This is a genomic window from Ruegeria sp. HKCCD7255 (assembly GCF_013031565.1).
In the GTDB taxonomy this organism is placed as follows: Bacteria; Pseudomonadota; Alphaproteobacteria; order Rhodobacterales; family Rhodobacteraceae; genus Ruegeria.
In genome coordinates, this window is record NZ_WQAG01000003.1 from 268,389 (window position 1) to 288,061 (window position 19,673).

Genomic DNA, 19,673 nt, shown 5'->3' on the forward strand with positions numbered 1-19,673 from the left:
CTACTCTGCTGCCTCAGCCGCGGCATCCAACTCGGCCGCCTTCTGTTCGACTTGCTCGACAATGTGGTCGATCATCTGATCGTTCGACATCTTGTGGCTGGCCTTGCCCGCCAGATAGACCATCCCCGACCCAGCGCCGCCGCCGGTAAAGCCAACATCGGTCATCAGAGCTTCGCCCGGTCCGTTCACGACGCAGCCGATGATTGACAGGCTCATGGGCGTGTTGATGTGCTCCAGCCGGTGTTCCAGCGCCTCGACCGTTTTGATCACGTCAAATCCCTGCCGTGCGCAGGACGGGCACGAGATGATATTGACGCCGCGATGGCGCAGGCCCAGAGATTTGAGGATTTCGAAGCCGACCTTGACCTCTTCCACCGGATCCGCCGACAGGCTGACGCGGATCGTATCGCCGATGCCCATCCACAGAAGGTTGCCCAGCCCGATGGCGGATTTGATTGTGCCGCTGACCAGACCGCCAGCCTCGGTGATGCCCAGATGGATCGGCGCGTCGGTGGCCTCGGCAATGCCCTGATAGGCCGCAGCTGACAGGAACACATCGCTGGCCTTTACGCTGATCTTGAACGCGTGAAAGTCGTTGTCTTGCAGAATGCGGATATGTTCCAGCCCGCTTTCGACCATCGCCTCGGGGCATGGCTCGCCGTATTTCTCAAGCAGATGCTTTTCCAAAGAGCCCGCGTTCACGCCGATGCGGATCGAGCAATTGTGGTCGCGCGCAGCCTGGATGACCTCTTTCACCCGCGATTCATCGCCGATATTGCCGGGATTGATGCGCAGACAAGCCGCACCTGCTTCGGCAGCCTCGATGCCGCGGCGATAGTGGAAATGGATATCCGCCACAATCGGAACCGGGCTTTCGCGCACGATCTCTTTCAGGGCTTTTGACGAGGCTTCATCCGGGACAGACACGCGCACGATATCCGCGCCCGCCTCGGCTGCGGCCTGAACCTGTGCCACCGTTGCTGCCACATCTGTGGTCAGCGTGTTGGTCATGGTCTGCACTGCAATCGGCGCATCACCCCCGACAGGGACGTTACCCACCATGATCTGACGGGATTTGCGACGATAGATGTCACGCCACGGGCGCACATGATTGAGAGACATGGGGCTGATCCAACTCTGCCAAACTTGACTGTTAGATAGTCCGGCAACCGCTGCGCTGCAATGGTCAGATTACTCTGACGGTGCCTCGGCTGCCTGTGTCTGCAACTCGGCCACCAACTGCTTGAGCGCGCTGTTCTGGTCCGCCTCGAGATCCGCCACCTGATAGCGTTCGCTGACCGCCTCTTTCGACAGCACGACGCCCTTGGTCACAGTGCCAGGTGCGCCAACTGGTCCGAAATGTTCGCCGTTCATCGAGAAATAGACCTGACCCGAGGCCCCTGCCCGCAATTGCGGCGGTTCTTCGGTCAGCGGCACTTCGAAGGTATTGCCCTGTTCGACCGTGCCCAGCGTGCCTTCGAACAGAATACTGCCATCCGCAGCACTGACCCGCATCCAGGCGGGGCCAACAGCCACGATCTTGAGCGTTGTGTCGATCTGTTCGACCACTTGTGGCAAAACGGTCGGACGTTCGACAGTGTGCACCTCGGCCACTTCGATCTTGGGCGGCTCTGGTGGGCGGAACGTGCCAACGGTGCGGGGATCCAGTGTCGAGATCGGCGCATCGCGGGCAACCAGAACCGGCACGTCCAGCGCTTGGGGGCGATAGAGCCGATCCAGAGCCTCGGCGCTTGGCGCTTCGACAGTTTCAACTTCGGTTTGGTTGGATGTGCTGCGAACCGCATCCAGCGGATCAAGATCGGTCAAGATCACGGGGGCCTGTTCCACGGGGCTGACCTGAACCTGTTGAATCCGGTTCAGCACCGACCAACCGCCATAGCCGATCCCGCCGATCACCGCCAACAAAACAAGCGAAGACCCGATAGCCCTTGGTTCGATCTGGCTGACGAATGACTCCTTGCCCGGAACAAACGGCGTGTTCGGAGACATGAACGGGTCTTGCCCCATCGGGCCACGGTTCGGAAGGCCGCCCGAAGGCTTGCGCACGACGGAAGCCTCGGCAGACATGCCATGCGCTACCTCGAACCCGCTTTCCTTGCAGAAATTGGCAAAGGTCTCATCCGGGTCCATACCCAGATAACGCGCGTAAGACCGAACATAGCCCGCGATGAACCCGGGCGTGTCGAACGCGTCGGGGTCTGCATTTTCGATGGCTGCAATATAGTTGGCTTTGATCCGCAACTCGCGCTGAACATCCAGCAGCGATTTGCCCATGGTGGCACGTTCACCGCGCATCACGTCGCCCAGACTCACCTCATAATCGTCAAACCCTTTCAGCTTGACGTCTTCGGCGTCTTCTTCGGACTCGCGCTGCGACTTGCGCCCTATCATTCTTGCTGCCCCATTACTGCCTTGTGCGTGTTACACGCTCGGAGCGAATCATTCCCACATGATTCGTCCGCCAATCTTGTTAGCGTAAGCTTAACACGCGCAAAACGCGTTGCACACTTTGCTCTGAGGCTATCCAGCAAGTTCGGCGCGATTTAGCGCACAATGTGACCAAAGTTCGTCCATTGCCTGGACCAATTTGTTCATCTCATTCGGGCCATGCACAGGCGACGGGGTAAAGCGCAAACGCTCTGTCCCGCGCGGTACGGTCGGGAAGTTGATCGGCTGCACATAGATCCCATGATCCTGAAGCAGGCGATCACTGAGGATTTTGGTGTGTACCGGGTCGCCCACGATCACCGGTACAATATGGCTTCCATGGTCGATCAGCGGCAAGCCCAGTCCCTTCAATCGCAGCTTGAGGATCTTGGCCTGGGTCTGATGGCGCTCCCGCAATTCAGGGGCATTTTTCAAATAGGCAACCGAGGCTGCCGCACCAGCCGCGACTGCAGGCGGCAGCGATGTGGTAAAGATGAAGCCCGGCGCGTAAGAGCGTACAGCGTCACACATTTTCGCGCTTGCCGCAATGTAGCCCCCCATCACGCCATAGGCCTTTGCCAGAGTGCCGTTGATGATATCGATCCGATGCGCAAGATTGTCACGTTCGGTCACGCCACCACCGCGCGGGCCATACATGCCTACTGCATGTACTTCGTCGATATAGGTCAAAGCGCCAAATTCATCGGCCAGGTCACAGATCTCTTCGATGGGACCAAAATCGCCATCCATCGAATAGACCGACTCAAATGCGATCAGCTTGGGCGCGGCTGGGTCGTCGGCTTCCAGCATTTCCCGCAGATGGGCCACATCATTATGGCGGAAGATGCGTTTCGCGCCACCGTTGCGGCGCACACCTTCAATCATCGAGGCGTGATTCAACGCGTCGGAATAGATGATCAGGCCGGGGAACAGCTTTGGCAAAGTCGAGAGGGTTGCGTCATTGGCAATATAGGCGCTGGTGAACAGCAGAGCAGCCTCTTTGCCATGCAGATCGGCCAGTTCGGCCTCAAGCCGCTTGTGATAGACCGTTGTGCCCGAGATGTTACGCGTTCCGCCCGAGCCAGCGCCAGCGGCGTCCACGGCCTCGTGCATGGCCTCGAGAACAACCGGATGCTGGCCCATCCCCAGATAGTCGTTGCCACACCACACGGTGATGTCGCGCTGTGACCCGTCAGGGCATGTCCAAACGGCATGAGGGAATTGTCCGTTCTTGCGTTCGATGTCGATGAAAGTGCGGTATCGACCTTCTTCGTGCAGCCTGGCAATCGCAGTATCGAGCTGGGCAGTATAGTCCAACGGACCCTCCTAACGTTCCCTGTCACTGCAAACAGCAACCGGGCCTTCCTATTCCGCCGCCAGCATTCAGATCACTCTGCCCTGGCGATTGTGGTTCTCTGGATATCCGATCTAGGGGCCAGAGCAAAACCTATCATTGATCTGCATCAAATATCCCCTTGGAACCGATCCGGCAAGAGAACTTCCTGCGCCAAGACGCGAGGAAACGCCGCAGTCTTCGACACCGGCTCCCTCCGCAGTTCGGGCTGGACGGTGCGGCTGACGCTGCTAGGGTCGCGCCAAAATCCAGATACTCAGGAGTTTCCCATGTCGCTAGACGCCGTGCTCAGCCGCATCGATGACGATCTATCCACCTCGATCGATCGCCTGATGGACCTGTTGCGGATCCCATCAATCTCAACAGATCCAGCCTATAAGGACCAGGTCGACAAGGCAGCGAACTGGTTGGTTTCCGACCTGCAAAGCATTGGCGTTGCAGCAGAAAAACGGCAAACACCGGGCCATCCGATGGTTGTTGGGCATGTGGGCGAAGATGGTGACGCACCGCATCTTCTGTTCTACGGGCATTACGATGTCCAACCGGTTGACCCGCTGGACCTGTGGCATCGCGACCCGTTCGACCCGGCGCTGGAAGACAGCGAGCACGGCCAGGTCATCCGCGGGCGCGGCGCCTCGGATGACAAGGGGCAACTGATGACCTTTATCGAAGCCTGCCGCGCCTGGAAAGCTGTTCACGGTAAATTGCCCTGCGGCATCACATTTTTCTTTGAAGGCGAAGAAGAATCGGGCTCGCCGTCGCTGGTCCCGTTCCTGCAAGAGAACGCAGCCGAACTGAAGGCGGATATCGCGCTGGTCTGCGACACATCCATGGTCTCACGCGGGGTGCCGTCGATTGCCGCGCAACTGCGTGGAATGCTCAAGGATGAGTTCACCATTCAAGGCCCCCGGATCGATCTGCACTCGGGCCACTATGGCGGCCCTGGCCTGAACCCGCTGCGGGAATTGTCGCGCATCGTTGCATCTTTCTACGATGAGGAAACCGGTCGCGTGGCGGTCGACGGGTTTTACGAAGGCGTGCACGAGGTCCCCGCCGATCAGCTGCGGCAGTGGGAGAAATGCGGGTTTGACGAAGCGGACTATTTGAATTCGGTCGGCTATACCCAGCCGCATGGCGAAAAGGCCTATTCCACGCTGGAACAGCAATGGGCCCGACCGACACTCGAAGTGAATGGGCTTTGGGGGGGCTATAACGGAGCCGGATCAAAAACGGTGATCCCATCCCTGGCCCATTGCAAAATCACATGCCGTCTGGTGGGCGATATGGACCCGGTCGCGCTGCGCGGGAAAATCCGCAAACATGTCGAGGATCGCCTGTCACCAGATGCAAGCGTCGAGTGGGACACCGACCTCGACGGCTCGCCCGCCTCGGTGATGAACCTGAACCGTCCCGAATTCGAAGCCGCGCGCGGCGCGCTGTCTGCCGAATGGGATCGCGAAGCCGTCTTTACCGGCATGGGCGGATCGATCCCGGTCGTCGGTTATTTCGACACGGTTTTAGGGCTGGACTCGATGCTGGTGGGTTATGCGAATGACGACGACGCCATCCATTCTCCAAACGAGAAATATGATGTGAAGAGCTTCCACAAGGGAATACGCTCCTGGGCTCGAATTCTGGACGCTTTGACAACGTAAAGAAATCTTAGCGAGGCTCTGCCTCGCGCTCCGAGGTATTTAAGAACAGAAGAAATCAGGACGCTTCGCCAGCTTCTTCTGTTTGAAAAATACCTCGGGGGAGTCGCGGCTCGCCGCGGCGGGGGCAGAGCCCCCTTCTGCTACATATGGATCACGCGCCCATAGGCGTCCAACACGCTTTCATGCATCATCTCTGACAGCGTGGGGTGCGGGAAGACGGTGTTCATCAGGTCTTCTTCGGTGGTCTCCAACTGGCGGCCCACCACGTACCCCTGAATAAGCTCGGTCACTTCCGCGCCGATCATGTGTGCGCCCAGCAGTTCGCCCGTTTTGGCGTCGAAGATCGTCTTGATCAGACCTTCGGGTTCACCCAAGGCAATGGCCTTACCATTGCCGATGAAGGGGAAGCGGCCGACTTTGATGTCATATCCCAGCTCTTTGGCCTTCGCTTCGGAATACCCCACCGATGCAACCTGCGGCTGGCAGTACGTACAGCCCGCGATGCTTTCGGGTTTCACAGGATGCGCATGTTTGCCTGCGATCAGCTCGGCGACCATGACACCTTCGTGGCTGGCCTTGTGCGCAAGCCAGGGTGCGCCTGCGATGTCGCCGATTGCGTACAGACCATCGACCCCGGTGCGACAGAACTCGTCTGTGACCACATGGGTGCGGTCGATCTTCACGCCCAGCGCCTCGAGCCCAAGGTTTTCGACATTGCCGACAATTCCAACGGCCGAGATAACGGTATCGAAATCGTGTTTCTCGACCTTGCCCTTCACCTCGATATGCGCGGTGACTTTGCCTTTGGCGCGGTCCAGTTGCTTGACCATCGCCTTTTCCATGATGGTCATGCCCTGTTTGGTGAAGGCTTTCTTGGCGAATGCGCTGATCTCGGCATCTTCCACCGGCAGGACGCGATCCATCACCTCGACCACGGTCGTGTCTGCGCCCAGCGTGTTGTAGAAGCTGGCAAATTCGATCCCGATCGCGCCCGAACCGATCACCAGCAGCTTCTTGGGCATCCGGGGCGGTTGCAGCGCGTGCTTATAGGTCCAGACCAGATCGCCATCAGCCTCAAGCCCGGGCAATTCCCGCGCGCGCGCGCCCGTGGCCAATACGATGTTCTTGGCGGTCAGTTCTTCGGTGCCCTTGTCGGTCTTGACGCTGACCTTGCCCTTGGCTGGCAGTGTTGCCTCGCCCATGAACACAGCGACTTTGTTTTTCTTCAGCAGGTGACCGATACCACCCGACAACTGCGCCGCCACCCCGCGCGAGCGTTTGACCACCACATCGAGATCATATCCGACCTTGTCCGCTTTCAGGCCAAAATCCTTGGCGCGCTCCATCAGGTGGAACACTTCGGACGAGCGCAGCAATGCCTTGGTGGGAATGCAACCCCAGTTCAGGCAAATGCCACCAAGATGCTCGCGCTCTATCACGGCTGTTTTCAGGCCCAGCTGAGCCGCGCGGATCGCAGCAACATACCCGCCAGGACCGGCGCCGATTACGATCAGATCAAAGGATTGTGCAGCCATGTTAACCTCGCGGCGCAGATCAGTTTCAAAACTAGTTTACCATTAAACTATTTTTCTCCACGCATCATCATGACTGCCCGCGACATATGTGACGCAGGGGCAATCGGCAACGTGGCACCAATTTTGAGCCTATACCCGCATGGCTGCAATGGCTAGAAGAGAGAACAAATCCAACCGGTACTGATTTCTTAACTCATTGAAAAACAGGAGGCATAGATGGCCAAAACAATAAAGGATCTTCTTCTGGCTCTGCTGAACGCAACGTTGATCCTGGTGGCTTTGTGCTTGTTCCTTGGGTGGAAACTCGCCCAATCGGTGGAAAACATCCAAACCGGCTTCGCCGAAAACCTTCAACAAGTGGCTCCGCTTCGGGATCAGGCGCAAGCCATTCGCGGAGAGTTGGCAGGCCTTCGCAGCGATTTGGCTGATCTGCGCGTACAAGGCGGAAACCTGGATCAGACCACACGCACGAATTTAAACGATGCGCTAAAGCGTTTGAACGACGTCGAAGAAAAACTGTCAGCAACCCAAGCGCGCCTAAATGGCTTGGTGGACAATCCCGAAGACCTCATAAACCATGCGATAACCACCGCATCCGAGGCGGTTACCGATCAACTGCATGACCTGCGCGGCTGTACGCCTGCGAGTTAACCTGCCGTTTGCAAGGCGCGCACGGTAGACCCGTAGCCGCCATTGCTGACATAGGCCGCTTCGTGCTGCGTCGTTGACCGCTCGAGCGCTTCGTTGCGATAGGGGAACCGGCCAAACTGGCGGATCACCTCGCGATGCGCTCGGGCGTGCAGCAGGTTGCTGGCCCCGTCGTTGGGCATCCGTTCGTGCATCAGGCGCACGCAACGTTCCTGATCACACAGGTTTTCTGAATGCATCATCGGCAAATAGAAAAACTGTCGAGCAGGTTCGTCGATCTTGAGGTCCCAGCCCCTGTCAACGGCAGCTTTGGCCGCTGCCAGCGCTGCCTTGTCCGTAGAAAACGCCTTGGCGCTTCCCCGGAACATGTTGCGCGGGAACTGATCCATCAGGATGATGTAAGCCAACGTACCGCTGGGATATGTCAACCAAAGGGAAAAGCGACCTTCACACGCGACCTGCCAGGTGACCAAAAATCGTTCGCGGATCTGCGCGTCCAGCGCATCATCCTGAACGTACCAACCGTCGGGGCCAATTTCATCTAACCAAAAACTCAGTACATCTTCAGGACCAGTCATGTCCTAAACTCCACATTTATTCCCACCCCAAGGATATGGATCAAGTATGGCAGTTTTACAGATTTGTAACAGTAACATATTGCAACATTGACGACATATTTCCGGCGCTTAGCCCTGTTCTTGTGAGCTTGATTCGTCTTGCGCCGCCTCGATGGCAACTTCTTGCGCAACTTCCATGGCCACCGGCGAGGCGGTGGGATAGATCGGAGCGATAGCGCCGGTTTCGTCCACAGGGACATAAGCGCGCTGGGTCATGCGATAGGCAGCATAAAGCGCCATGGCAAACATCAAGGTCGCGATGAACAGGAAAAAGCCTGATGGCCCCAGCAACCCGAGCCCCATCAACCAACCCGTTATGACCGGTCCGGCGATGGCGCCAAGGCCGTTGATGAACACCAGCCCACCGGATGCGGCGGACATGTCGTCATATTCCAGATAGTCATTGGTATAGGCGATCAACAGTGAATAGAGGGGGCTGGTCATACCCCCAATAATGAATGCGGCCAGCAAGAGGATCGGAAAGGCCCCCGCGCCAAAGAACATCCCAAAGACCGCTCCGGCACCGCCCACCGCAGACACCAGAAGGATCAAAATCCGCCGGTCCATCCGGTCCGATACCCAACCCAGCGGATATTGCAGCAGCACCGCCCCGATATAGAAGGCAGCCACGAAGGTGGAAATCTCAACCAGGGTCAGCCCGGCCTGCGCGCCATAGACGGCGCTCATCCCGAACTGGGCCGAAAAGACACCGCCCAAAAGGAACATGCCGACACAGCCCAGCGGTGACGTGTCCATCAACTTGCGCAGCGTCATCGGTTTGGTGGTGTCAAAGGCCGGTGTTGGCGAGATCGACAGCAGGATGGGCGCAAAAGAGATCGAGACCAGAATCGACGCGATCACAAAGGTCTCGTACCCTGCGGGATCACCTACCAGCAGCAACGCCTGCGCGCTGACCACCCCGATCATCTGAACGATCATATAGAGTGACAGCGCCTGCCCCCTGTTTTCGTTGCTGGCCGCGTTGTTCAGCCAGCTTTCCGCGGTCACGTAAACGCCCGAGAAACAGAACCCGATCACCACCCGGCCCAGCGACCACGCGATCGGGTCTGCAAGCATCGGATACATGATCATCACAGCCGAGATAAACGAGGCCAGCGCCGCAAAGACGCGCACATGTCCAACACGGCGGATCATCTCGGGTGCAAGGCGCGATCCGCCCAGAAAGCCAACGAAATAGGCCGACATGACAAAGGACATCTCGAAGGTCGAAAACCCTTCGATATCGCCCCGCACGCCCAGCAGGGTGCCCTGCAGGCCATTGCCGACCATCAGCAAACCCATGCCGAGGAGAAGCGCCCAAGCGCTGGAAAGGACTTGTAACATGGCTGCTCCCTCGTCGTGGCTGCGGGTATCACCCGTGGTGAAAGATAGAATCGTCAGTGTCGCGCTTGTCTACGACATCTTGGACAGATACTGCGCCCCGACGCGGTTCAGGGGATCAACAGCGATGCATCCCCATAGGAAAAGAACCGGTATTTTCGATCAACCGCATGGCGATAGACGGATTTGACCCGGTCCTGACCGATCAGCGCCGAAACCAGCATCAGCAAGGTGGATTTGGGCAGGTGGAAATTGGTCATCAGCGCGTCGGTGACGTGAAAGTCGAAGCCGGGATAGATGAAAATATCCGTCTCGCCCTCCCAGGGTGCAATCCGACCGCCGCGCGCCGCGCTTTCGATCAGCCGCAGAGCGGTGGTGCCTACCGGGATCACCCGCCCACCCGTGTCCTTGGTGGCTTGGATCTCGGCAGCAGCATCCGCACTGACGCGGCCCCATTCGGCATGCATCTTGTGCGTGGTCACGTCCTCGACTTTGACCGGCAGAAAGGTGCCCGCGCCCACATGCAATGTGACATGGGTAAAGGCCACGCCGTGATCAGATAAAGCCCGCAATAATGCATCGTCGAAATGCAATGAGGCGGTTGGCGCCGCAACCGCACCTGAATGGCGCGCCCAGACGGTCTGATAATCGCTTTTGTCGCGCTCGTCCGCAGGGCGTTTGGCGGCGATATAAGGAGGCAGCGGCATCGCGCCTGCCTGTTCGAGTGCGGCGTCAAAATCGTCGCCTGAAAGATTGAACCGCAGAAACGCCTGACCGTCGGCAACTCGATCCAGTCGCGCGCTAAGGTCATCGGAAAAGACGATCTCTTCACCCGGCTTGACCTTTTTCAGAGGTTTGATCAGCGCTGACCATGTGCCGTCGGCTTGCGGATCCAGCAATGTGGCTTCGATCCCAGCCGAGACCGGACCCTGCGCGCTGTGGCGGTGGCGGCGTCCATTCAGGCGCGCCGGGATGACACGGGTGTCGTTCAGAACCAGCCGATCCCCGGGGCAGAGCCATTTGGGCAGGTCCAACACCCTCTGGTCGTGGATTGCTGTGCCCTCCGAGACCAGCAGGCGCGCCGAGGATCTCGGGCTGGCGGGCCGCGTGGCAATCAGGTCTTCAGGCAGGTCAAAATCAAAATCGGCAAGTTTCATGCAGGCGCACTACATTGCGCGGATAGATTCGGCCACTCTGATTGGGTTATCGATCCTCACCTCTCGGCGTTTTTGGTGGTGGGGGTCTTTCGGGCTTGGCATTTGGCCCGTCTGAGACCGTGGGCGGCGGGGCCCGCATGAGGTTGCGCAAGAACAGCGGTGCAAGACCCGATAGCGGATTGACTGCCACCTTCGGATCGCTGAGCGGGCCGGTCAGCGTGTAGTTGAACGCAAACACCCCCTCCCCTTTGCGGGTCAACACGCTGCCAACCGCATTCAGCAGATAGATCGGAGAGATCGCCCCGCGCAGGTTCATCATCCCTGTCACCATGTCGATGGTGCCATCAAAGGACAGCCCCATAGAAGGACCAACAGCGCTGCCGCTAAGCACTTTGACCTCGGTTGGCGTGATGCGCATTTTGCTATCGATGGCCGAGAAAAAGATCCCTTGCCCGGCCATTTCGTCCAACAGCCCGACCAGGCTGATCGCGTTCAGCAACGCGGCCATGGCGGGGGCGTTTTGGATGCGTGTGTTCTCGATACGCATGTCAACGTCATAGTTTCCGGGGTCGCCGATTGGGTTTAGATTCAGATCCAACGAACCTGAACGCGCTTGCGTCAACAGCCCAGCAGAAAGCAAGACCGCGCCTGCATCTTCTGAGGTAAGACTGACCGCACTGCGACTTGAAACGGGTGTCACCTGCCCATTTACCGCAGCACCACCATTTACCTGCGCCGAGAAGCCCCCTTTTAGGCCACCTGTGGTTTCAAATGTCCCATTCAGACCGGTCAGCGCCACCGACTCGGTGATTTGCAAGCGATCCAGGGACACATCCAGTCGCGGTCCGGCGCCACCGCCCGCGCCACCGCCACTTCCACCTTCGCCAATGGTTGATTTGGCCAGGTTCAGAACGCCGCCCAGAACGCGGATATCCGGTACCGCGTTTCCTCGCGCAATCAACTCGGCCGGGACCGCAAGCCAGTCGCCCAGCTCGAATGAACTGAAGCGCACCCGCTCGAACCCACCATTCGCAAACGAGATCGACGCACGGCTGCGCAACCCGGCAGCGTCGATCTGCAGGTCATTGACCGCAAGCGCACTACCCAATGTCGCCTGCGCATTCAAACTACCGCCGCGCGACGCGGGTTTGCGCCACCCCAGCTCAGGGATGGCCAACACAACACCCACTAGATCCGATTGCGCCTGCAACTCTGGAGCCTCACCGCCGCCGATATCCAAGCTGAAATCGGCAATGCCAAGGCCCGTCAGCATCCCTTGTGGCAAACCCGCATTGATCTCGTCCATCAAGCGCGGCGACAGCTCGATCTGCCCTGTCAATTGACTGCGCTGCGCCTCGGAGCCCCCGATCGGTTGCAGCCATTGGGCGGTCACGGGGACCGCACCAAAAAGACCATTCCCGTCGATTTCGATCTCGCTTTGGTCGCCTCGTATTCCCAGCCGATCAGCACTGATTTCGAAACCTGGCACCAAACGGCTGCTGTTCAGGTTGGCCAGATCCCCTTCGAAATGGAATTCGGCATCAGAAAAACGCAGTTTTTTCTTTAGTGGCAGCGCCAAGGTGCCCTCAAGCGCCACGCCCCCTGCCCCGAGATCAACCGGTATTCCAGCTTTTGTCAGCAATTGAAGCGGTGGGCGATCCAGCAAAGACAGCGCCGCAGTCACGCTGCTGTTGGCTTTAATCCTGACGACACTGGGGGTAATTCCTTTGCTTTCGGTGTCCGGGATGATGAACGACGTGCCAGCAGCGTCGACTTCGCCCCCCTCATCCGCCACCACAATCCCTTGCTGTGCGGTGACCGTAAATCGACCATTCAATAGGCTAGCCTGGCCTTGTGCGCGCTGGATCGGCGGTAAGGTTTTGGCAAACGTCAACTCTGTGTCGTCAAAATCAAAATCCAGATAGATATTCGGCTTTTGATTGGGACTTAGACGCAAGGCAAAATCCATGTCAGAGAGATTGCCCTTGTGGATGTTCTTCGTCACCCACTCACGCGGTTTGGAGGCGAGACGTTCCGGCCAATAGGGCAACAATTGTTCCGAGCTCAGTTCAGCAAGTTGAGCGTCGATACGTGCCGACCAACCCTCTGGCTCGGCGGCAAGATCGCCTGTCAGATGCAAACGGTGCTCATCATCAGCAATTGTCGCCTGCCCAAGCCGCATCCGAAACGGGGCAAGCTTGATCTGGAAATCAAGATCGGCGCGCGTCAGTTCAAGATCTTGCGGAAACAAATCCGCCGGATTTACGCGGATGTCGCTGAAGCGGAACTGACCATCCATGCTTTGCAGGCTACCGCTGTCGACCCCGTGCAGATAAGCCGTTCCATCCGCCTGTACGGTACCCCAGGCCGAGTCTATCAATACCTCGTTGAAGTCCAAAACTTCAGCTTTTGGATCATAGGTGAAATAGGTCCGAGCAGATTCGAATTTGACGGGACGCGTCGCGGTCGTGGGCTGCACAGCGCCTGCGCCCAGGTTCAATGTTGCAAATACTGGCCCCAGATCCGCGTTCTCATTGACCGATCCGCGCAAGGCACCCGATATTGGCGCCCGCAGAACCTGCATCCAAGCCAGCGCCGGTGAGTGTCCTGCTACATCCTCTGTCGGCAAGTCCGTGATGTTGACTCCGAACTCGGCCGCCGCACTGTCCAACGAGCTGGTGTAGTTCGCTTCGATGGTGCTGACAAAATCACGCCCCGACAAAACCGAAAAACCGGTGCCAAGACGCAATTGGCGCGCGTCTCGCGTCAACAGGATGTGACCACCATCCAGAACCCAGGAACGTCCTTGTCGCAGATCCTGATAATCCAGCGTGATCGCGTCCAGACGAACCGATACCAACGCAGATAAATTGGGCGATTTGAAGAGCTCATCGGTTTCTTCAATCAGTTGCGCCAAGTTAGGAGCTTCGCCGACCGGGGCACTGCTAGACCCCACGGTCAAGGACAGCGCACCATCCAACCCGCGGGTGAGCGCCACTTGCGCGCCCTGCAAGTCTATTCGCTTTGGTTGGACCTGCCCACGCAACAAGGGCCGCATCGCAAGGCTGGCCGACATATGCGAGACTTCGGCAACCTGTTGCCCCTCGGCGTCGCTGACGCGCACATCGCTAAGCTGTAACCGAGGCCGCCAACCTTGATGAACCGTGAGGCTGACATCGCCAAAGGTCACCTTGATCCCACCAAGCGCGCGATCAAGCCGCGCCTCAACGCGATCCCGCACCCATTGCGGTGCGTGCATTTGCTGGCCCAACGTCATGAAACCGGTGAACAGTGCCAGCGCGATCAGGATGAAAACACCACGCAAAGCCCAGAACAAAGTCGACAGGCTGCGCGAACGCCGACGCGGCTTTCGCGCCGGTTTCACACCGTCTTTCGGTTCTGGTTGCACCACTTTGCTTTCCACGTCTTTCAACCTGCCCGCAGCGCCCTATTATACCCCGTAACCGTTTACAAATTCAGCCGGAGTATTAAATGCCCGACGTCTCAGATCTTGCCCCTGACTTCACTTTGCCGCGCGATGGTGGCGGCGACGTAACCCTGTCCGCGCTACGCGGCAAGGCCGTCGTTTTATTTTTCTACCCTCGCGATGATACGCCGGGCTGCACCAAGGAATCCATTGGTTTTTCAGAGCAGTTAGAAGCGTTTGAGCAAGCCGGGGCTCACGTTTTTGGCATCTCGAAAGATACGGTGGCGAAACATGACAAGTTCGTCGCCAAGCACAGTTTGACCACACCGCTGCTGTCAGATGACGGATCAACTGTCTGCGAAGACTATGGTGTCTGGGTCGAAAAGAACATGTATGGGCGCAAGTCCATGGGGATTGAAAGGTCAACTTTTCTGATCGACAAGGATGGAAAAATCGCACGTATGTGGCGAAAGGTCAAAGTGCCCGGCCATGTGGATGAGGTGCTGCAAGCCGTTCAAGAAATGTGATCTGACCGGCCCGAAACCCGAAACAGCCCCGCGGCGCAGAAGGTTGCGGCGGGGCGCAAATCGATACTCAGAGTTTCAACTATCGCGGCCACGATCTGCGTGATCGAGATCGTGAGTTTACCCCTCGTCAATCGGCCACAGAGCCCTCAAATACCGGATTTTCGGCGATTTCCCGCCGATCTCAAGCGCGATTCTTCCGCTTATGCTGACTCTTTGGTCAAGAAACTTGCTCAAAACACGACACCCCATTATGCACTCTGCCCAAGGGCAGGCCACTCACTCACAACCAGCCCGAATATGGGGACAATGGGGTAGGACGCGTGCGAACACGCCTAGCTATTAAACTACACGCACTGCTTGAGCGGATTTTTCCTGAACGCAGGGTGTTTTTGAAATCCGACAGTGATACACGGTATATCCGGCTGAGTTCCGAAACACAGGTTATTGCGGTAACTGGCGTTGCTGTGATGGTCGGCTGGACCGCAGTGGCAACTTCAATCTTGCTGATGGACAGTATCGGGTCGGGCAACTTTCGAGATCAGGCAAAACGCGATCAGGCCACCTATCAAGAGCGGTTGAATGTTCTGTCTGCAGAACGCGATGCGCGCGCAGTCGAAGCTCTGGCTGCGCATGATCGGTTCAACGCAGCGCTGGAACAGGTTTCGGCGATGCAGTCGGAGCTGCTGGCGTCAGAAAACCGCCGCCGCGAGCTGGAAACCGGGATTGAGGTGATCCAGACAACCTTGCGGGCGACCATGAAACAGCGCGAAGAGGCGCGCGCTGAGCTGGCCAAAATGCAGCAACTGACCGAAGCGGACGCACCCTTCATGATGGCCGCCGCAAACCCAGAGCAGATGGCGTTCATGACCGACGCGCTTGCGCGCACCGCGCTTGAGCGTGACGCGATTGCAGCCGATGCACAGGGCGCTTTGGAACAGCGCGCTGAGTTGGAGTTGGAGATCCGACTGATGCAGGAACGCAGCGACGAGATATTCCGCCAGCTGGAAGAGGCAATGGTGATTTCGGTCGAGCCGCTGGACAAGATGTTCCGCCAGGCCGGGATGCCGACAGATCGTATCATCGAAGAGGTCCGGCGCGGATATAGCGGTATGGGCGGTCCGCTGACCCCTTTATCCTTCAGCACGCGCGGTGAGTCGGAACTGACCCCCGACCAGATCCGCGCCAATACTCTGCTGCAGCAGATGGATCAGTTGAACCTTTATCGCATCGCCGCCGAAAAAGCCCCTTTCGCCAGCCCCGTGAACGCAGCTGTGCGCTATACCAGTGGGTTTGGCACACGGCGCGACCCAAAAACGGGCGGCCGCCGTATGCATAATGGGGCGGATTTCGCAGGATCACCCGGAACGGACATCTTCGCTACGGCCGATGGCGTGGTCACACATGCGGGTTGGCAATCGGGCTTTGGCCGTCTGGTCAGAATTCGCCATGCCTTTGGAATTGAGACACTTTACGCTCATAACACAAGTATCCGGGTCAAGGTGGGTCAAAGGGTCTCGCGCGGGGATCATATAGCTGATATGGGTAGCACTGGACGGTCAACCGGAACACATCTGCACTATGAGGTGCGCGTGAACGGAAAGCCCGTAAACCCAATGACTTACATCAAGGCTGCGAGAAATGTTTTCTAAGAGCAAAATCAACGAGCCCGGAACCAAGGCCGCCGAGTCGGAAAAAGCAGCAGCACCGGCTGCTCCGGCCCCTGCACCAGCCGAGCCAAAGGCAAGCACGGCGCCCAAGCCGAAACCCCCTGCCTCGGTGCTGTCCTCGGATCTGCACATCACCGGTAACCTCAAGACATCGGGTGATATTCAGGTTGAAGGCACTGTCGAAGGCGACATCCGCGCGCATTTGCTGACCATTGGCGAAACCGCCACCATCAAGGGCGAAGTGACCGCTGATGACGTTGTGGTCAATGGCCGCATCGTGGGTCGTGTGCGCGGCCTGAAGGTTCGCCTGACCTCGACCGCGCGGGTCGAAGGTGACATCATCCACAAGACAATCGCGATCGAAAGCGGTGCGCATTTCGAAGGATCTGTGCAGCGCCAGGACGACCCGCTGAACCCCGGTCGCGGTGGCAAAGCCGCCGCCAACGCGGCGGCAGACGTAAAACAGTAGGACCCCCTCTCTTACTGAAGATCGACGCCGTGGACCTAGGTCTGCGGCGTTTTTCGTTGCAGCACAACCGCGCAAATTCGCGACTTGACGCCCAAGCGGACACACGCGACACAAGTCCAAGACATTGTATTTGGAACATAAAGTGTTTTGGTCGCGTCAATTGATCTCTGATGACTTACGGTCTTGGGTTAAAGACTGCTTTGACTGGTTCGATGAACATTTCGAACCGCCACGTAAGGTCATCCTGCCAACCAAAGAATTCTTCTCGGCTCCCGGCGGCGAAGATCATGAGACAGCCGAGCGCGTGTTGATAGACGTCAAACGCCTGTTGCACCTGTCCAAGCCGGTCACCTTGTTACCGCTGGATGTGTTGCCCGAGGAATATCGGCACACCTATCAAACCTCTCTTTCAATTAATGGAACACATCAGTCCATCGATGGGAATACGGTGATCCGATATGATCCCGCGCTGCTGAAACGGCCTTTGCAATTCATCGATCTTCTGGCGCATGAGCTTATGCACGCCCGGCTGGACGGCCATGAGGACGCTGTGCCTGGCGGATATGAAGCCCATGAGCTTGCCACGGATCTGGGATGTATCATCGCCGGTTTCGGCGTGTTCCAGTTGCAAGGCGCTGATGACGCCGGCTGGTCGGGGTACATGACCCAACCCACGCGTGCTTTTGCCCTGGCGCTATTTCTGAACCGACGTGGCCTGCGCACCGAGGAAGTGTCTCCTTTTCTGTCAGGTCGATGCAATCGACTGCTGCGCAAGGCGATAAAGGCGGTTTGATCCGTGGTGCCGCAAATCGGGCAGTCTCCTCATAGGGTTCTGACGCCGGAGCGGTAAAGATTCCCCGCTCACAAAACGTAAAAAAACATGTTATTCGAATGAGTATAAGACGTTTGTTTTTCGGAGGGATTTTGATGTCATCGAAACTAATGGCCGAGTTCTTCGGCACGTTCTGGCTGGTTCTGGGGGGCTGCGGGAGTGCGGTGCTGGCGGCGGGTGTGGCCGATGTGGGCATCGGCTGGCTGGGCGTTTCCTTTGCCTTCGGCCTGACTGTCCTGACCATGGCCTATACGGTTGGCCATATCTCGGGCGGGCATTTCAATCCTGCCGTGAGTCTGGGTCTGATGGTCGGTGGGCGCTTTCCGGCCAAAGATCTGCTTCCCTACTGGGCTGCACAGGTCGCGGGTGCCGTTGTTGCAGCGCTTGTGCTCTATATCATCGTCAGCGGTGCGCCCGGTTTCGAAGGCGTTGGAGGGTTTGCCTCGAACGGGTATGGCGCGGCCTCGCCCGAAGGGTATTCTTTGATGTCGGCCTTGGTGATCGAGATTGTGCTGACCGCGTTCTTTATCCTGATCATCCTTGGCGCCACGTCCAACGGCGCCCCAGCTGGCTTTGCCCCCATCGCTATTGGTCTGGCATTGACGCTGATCCACCTGATTTCGATCCCGGTAACCAACACTTCGGTCAACCCGGCGCGGTCGACCGGCGTTGCGCTCTTTGCGGATGGTCCCGCATTGGCACAGCTGTGGCTGTTTTGGGTCGCCCCGCTGATCGGCGGAGCCGTAGGTGCGCTGATTTGGAAGGTGATGTCGTCTGAAGACTGACTTGCAAAAGTGCGGGGTTCAGACGCCGCCGCGCAACGCATAGAAAAACCCGGCGCTGACGTGAGCGCCGGGTTTGGTCATTCTACTCGGTCACGGTGACCGTTTTCATCGCGTCCGGCTGCCCGATGACAGCGCCATTCGGTCCATCGCCGCGCTTGATCGCGTCAACCACGTCCATGCCGTCGGTGACCTGCCCGATAACGGTGTATTGACCATTCAGGAACGGCCCCGGCTCGAACATGATGAAGAACTGCGAGTTGGCGCTGTTGGGATCCTGCGCCCTTGCCATGCCCACGACGCCTCGGTCAAAGTTGAAATCCGAGAACTCGGCGGGCAGGTCAGGACGGTCTGACCCACCTGTGCCTGCGCGGCGCAGATCGCTGCCCAGACGGCCATGTTCCACATCGCCGGTCTGCGCCATGAAACCTTCGATCACCCGGTGAAACACCACATTGTCATACTGGCCGGCGGCGGCCAGTGCAGTGATCTGTTCCACATGTTGGGGGGCGAGATCTTCGAACAGGTCGACGGTGACGGTGCCATTGGCCCCCTCACCTTCGATTTCGATCTGCAAACCGGTCGCAAGCGCAGGACCGGCCAGCAGGGCAAATGCAGCCGCCAGCTTATACATCGGCAGCCACTTTCACGCTGATCATGCGATCGGGGCTTTGCGGCGGCTCTCCGCGTACAATCGCGTCCACATGCTCCATCCCGTCAATCACACGGCCATAGACCGTGTACTGGCCGTTCAGGAAATGGTTGTCCTTGAAGTTGATGAAGAACTGCGAGTTGGCTGAATCGGGGTTCTGCGACCGGGCCGCACCCAAGGTGCCGCGATCATGCGGCAGCGACGAAAATTCGGCGGGAACGTTTGGCAGCGACGAACCACCGGTGCCCGCCATACGCAGGTTAAAGCCGTCTTCCATATCGCCGTGTTGCACATCGCCGGTTTGCGCCATGAACCCGTCAATCACACGGTGAAAGGCCACGTTGTCATACTCGCCCCCACGGGCCAGTTCCTTCATCCGCGCGCTGTGCTGCGGCGCGACATCGGGCAGAAGCTCAATGGTCACGTTGCCATCCTTCAGCTCGATGATGATCGTGTTTTCGGGGTCTTTGATCTCGGCCATGAGGCCCTCCTGTCATTTATTCTTGGCAAATAGTTATGACGCGCGCGCCTGAAAGCCAAGTGACGCATTGACCTGAGGGCA

At 58.2% G+C, this 19,673-nt stretch carries 17 protein-coding genes; 7 read left to right on the forward strand and 10 right to left on the reverse strand.

Annotation, left to right across the window (positions count from 1 at the left end; all coding sequences use genetic code 11):
• The 3 genes from ispG to hemA form a co-directional block, all read right to left on the reverse strand.
• Nucleotides 1-1,122, reverse strand: coding sequence for a flavodoxin-dependent (E)-4-hydroxy-3-methylbut-2-enyl-diphosphate synthase (gene ispG, locus GOX45_RS08020; RefSeq protein WP_171099696.1), 1,122 nt, complete (start codon nt 1,120-1,122; stop codon nt 1-3).
• Between the two features lie 69 nt (nt 1,123-1,191).
• Nucleotides 1,192-2,412: a helix-turn-helix domain-containing protein gene (locus tag GOX45_RS08025; RefSeq protein ID WP_171099698.1), complete on the reverse strand. Its 1,221-nt coding sequence runs from the start codon at nt 2,410-2,412 to the stop codon at nt 1,192-1,194.
• 129 nt (nt 2,413-2,541) lie between these two features.
• Entirely contained in the window at nt 2,542-3,765 is a 1,224-nt protein-coding gene (gene hemA, locus GOX45_RS08030) for a 5-aminolevulinate synthase (RefSeq protein WP_171099700.1), read from the reverse strand.
• Between the two features lie 306 nt (nt 3,766-4,071).
• On the opposite strand from hemA, the gene GOX45_RS08035 reads away from it, so the two are divergent.
• A complete protein-coding gene (locus tag GOX45_RS08035) occupies nt 4,072-5,457 on the forward strand; it encodes a M20/M25/M40 family metallo-hydrolase (RefSeq protein WP_171099703.1) in 1,386 nt (461 codons plus the stop codon).
• Between the two features lie 140 nt (nt 5,458-5,597).
• On the opposite strand, the gene lpdA is transcribed toward GOX45_RS08035, so the two are convergent.
• Nucleotides 5,598-6,992 (reverse strand): dihydrolipoyl dehydrogenase, encoded by a 1,395-nt coding sequence (gene lpdA / locus GOX45_RS08040; RefSeq protein WP_171099705.1) that lies wholly within the window; start codon nt 6,990-6,992, stop codon nt 5,598-5,600.
• 216 nt (nt 6,993-7,208) lie between these two features.
• On the opposite strand from lpdA, the gene GOX45_RS08045 reads away from it, so the two are divergent.
• Nucleotides 7,209-7,643, forward strand: coding sequence for a hypothetical protein (locus tag GOX45_RS08045; RefSeq protein WP_171099707.1), 435 nt, complete (start codon nt 7,209-7,211; stop codon nt 7,641-7,643).
• Here the strand turns inward: GOX45_RS08045 and GOX45_RS08050 are convergent.
• The 4 genes from GOX45_RS08050 to GOX45_RS08065 form a co-directional block, all read right to left on the reverse strand.
• On the reverse strand, nt 7,640-8,218 hold the full coding sequence (locus GOX45_RS08050; RefSeq protein WP_171099709.1) for a DUF924 family protein: 579 nt from the start codon (nt 8,216-8,218) through the stop codon (nt 7,640-7,642). The genes GOX45_RS08045 and GOX45_RS08050 overlap by 4 nt on opposite strands.
• A gap of 108 nt (nt 8,219-8,326) precedes the next feature.
• Nucleotides 8,327-9,601: an MFS transporter gene (locus GOX45_RS08055; protein WP_171099711.1), complete on the reverse strand. Its 1,275-nt coding sequence runs from the start codon at nt 9,599-9,601 to the stop codon at nt 8,327-8,329.
• Nucleotides 9,602-9,708: 107 nt separating this feature from the next.
• Complete coding sequence (gene queA, locus GOX45_RS08060) at nt 9,709-10,755, reverse strand: tRNA preQ1(34) S-adenosylmethionine ribosyltransferase-isomerase QueA (RefSeq protein WP_171099712.1); 1,047 nt, start codon at nt 10,753-10,755, stop codon at nt 9,709-9,711.
• Nucleotides 10,756-10,801: 46 nt separating this feature from the next.
• Nucleotides 10,802-14,179 carry an AsmA-like C-terminal region-containing protein gene (locus GOX45_RS08065; protein WP_371808960.1) on the reverse strand — a complete coding sequence of 1,126 codons (3,378 nt, stop codon included), beginning with the start codon at nt 14,177-14,179 and terminating at the stop codon, nt 10,802-10,804.
• Between the two features lie 68 nt (nt 14,180-14,247).
• Between GOX45_RS08065 and GOX45_RS08070 the strand changes: the two genes are divergently transcribed.
• The 5 genes from GOX45_RS08070 to aqpZ all read left to right on the forward strand — a co-directional run bounded on the left by GOX45_RS08070 (nt 14,248) and on the right by aqpZ (nt 18,462).
• Entirely contained in the window at nt 14,248-14,709 is a 462-nt protein-coding gene (locus GOX45_RS08070; RefSeq protein WP_171099716.1) for a peroxiredoxin, read from the forward strand.
• Nucleotides 14,710-15,029: 320 nt separating this feature from the next.
• Nucleotides 15,030-16,358 carry a DUF5930 domain-containing protein gene (locus GOX45_RS08075; protein ID WP_171099718.1) on the forward strand — a complete coding sequence of 443 codons (1,329 nt, stop codon included), beginning with the start codon at nt 15,030-15,032 and terminating at the stop codon, nt 16,356-16,358.
• Nucleotides 16,348-16,845 carry a polymer-forming cytoskeletal protein gene (locus tag GOX45_RS08080; RefSeq protein ID WP_171099720.1) on the forward strand — a complete coding sequence of 166 codons (498 nt, stop codon included), beginning with the start codon at nt 16,348-16,350 and terminating at the stop codon, nt 16,843-16,845. Before GOX45_RS08075 ends, GOX45_RS08080 begins: the two co-directional genes overlap by 11 nt.
• Nucleotides 16,846-17,005: 160 nt before the next feature.
• Nucleotides 17,006-17,638 (forward strand): hypothetical protein, encoded by a 633-nt coding sequence (locus GOX45_RS08085; RefSeq protein ID WP_254445957.1) that lies wholly within the window; start codon nt 17,006-17,008, stop codon nt 17,636-17,638.
• 134 nt (nt 17,639-17,772) lie between these two features.
• On the forward strand, nt 17,773-18,462 hold the full coding sequence (gene aqpZ / locus GOX45_RS08090) for an aquaporin Z (protein ID WP_171099724.1): 690 nt from the start codon (nt 17,773-17,775) through the stop codon (nt 18,460-18,462).
• Between the two features lie 82 nt (nt 18,463-18,544).
• Here aqpZ and GOX45_RS08095 read toward each other — a convergent pair whose 3' ends face one another.
• Entirely contained in the window at nt 18,545-19,093 is a 549-nt protein-coding gene (locus GOX45_RS08095; protein WP_171099726.1) for a peptidylprolyl isomerase, read from the reverse strand.
• Nucleotides 19,086-19,592, reverse strand: coding sequence for a peptidylprolyl isomerase (locus GOX45_RS08100; protein WP_171099728.1), 507 nt, complete (start codon nt 19,590-19,592; stop codon nt 19,086-19,088). Before GOX45_RS08100 ends, GOX45_RS08095 begins: the two co-directional genes overlap by 8 nt.
• Between the last annotated feature and the right edge of the window lie 81 nt (nt 19,593-19,673).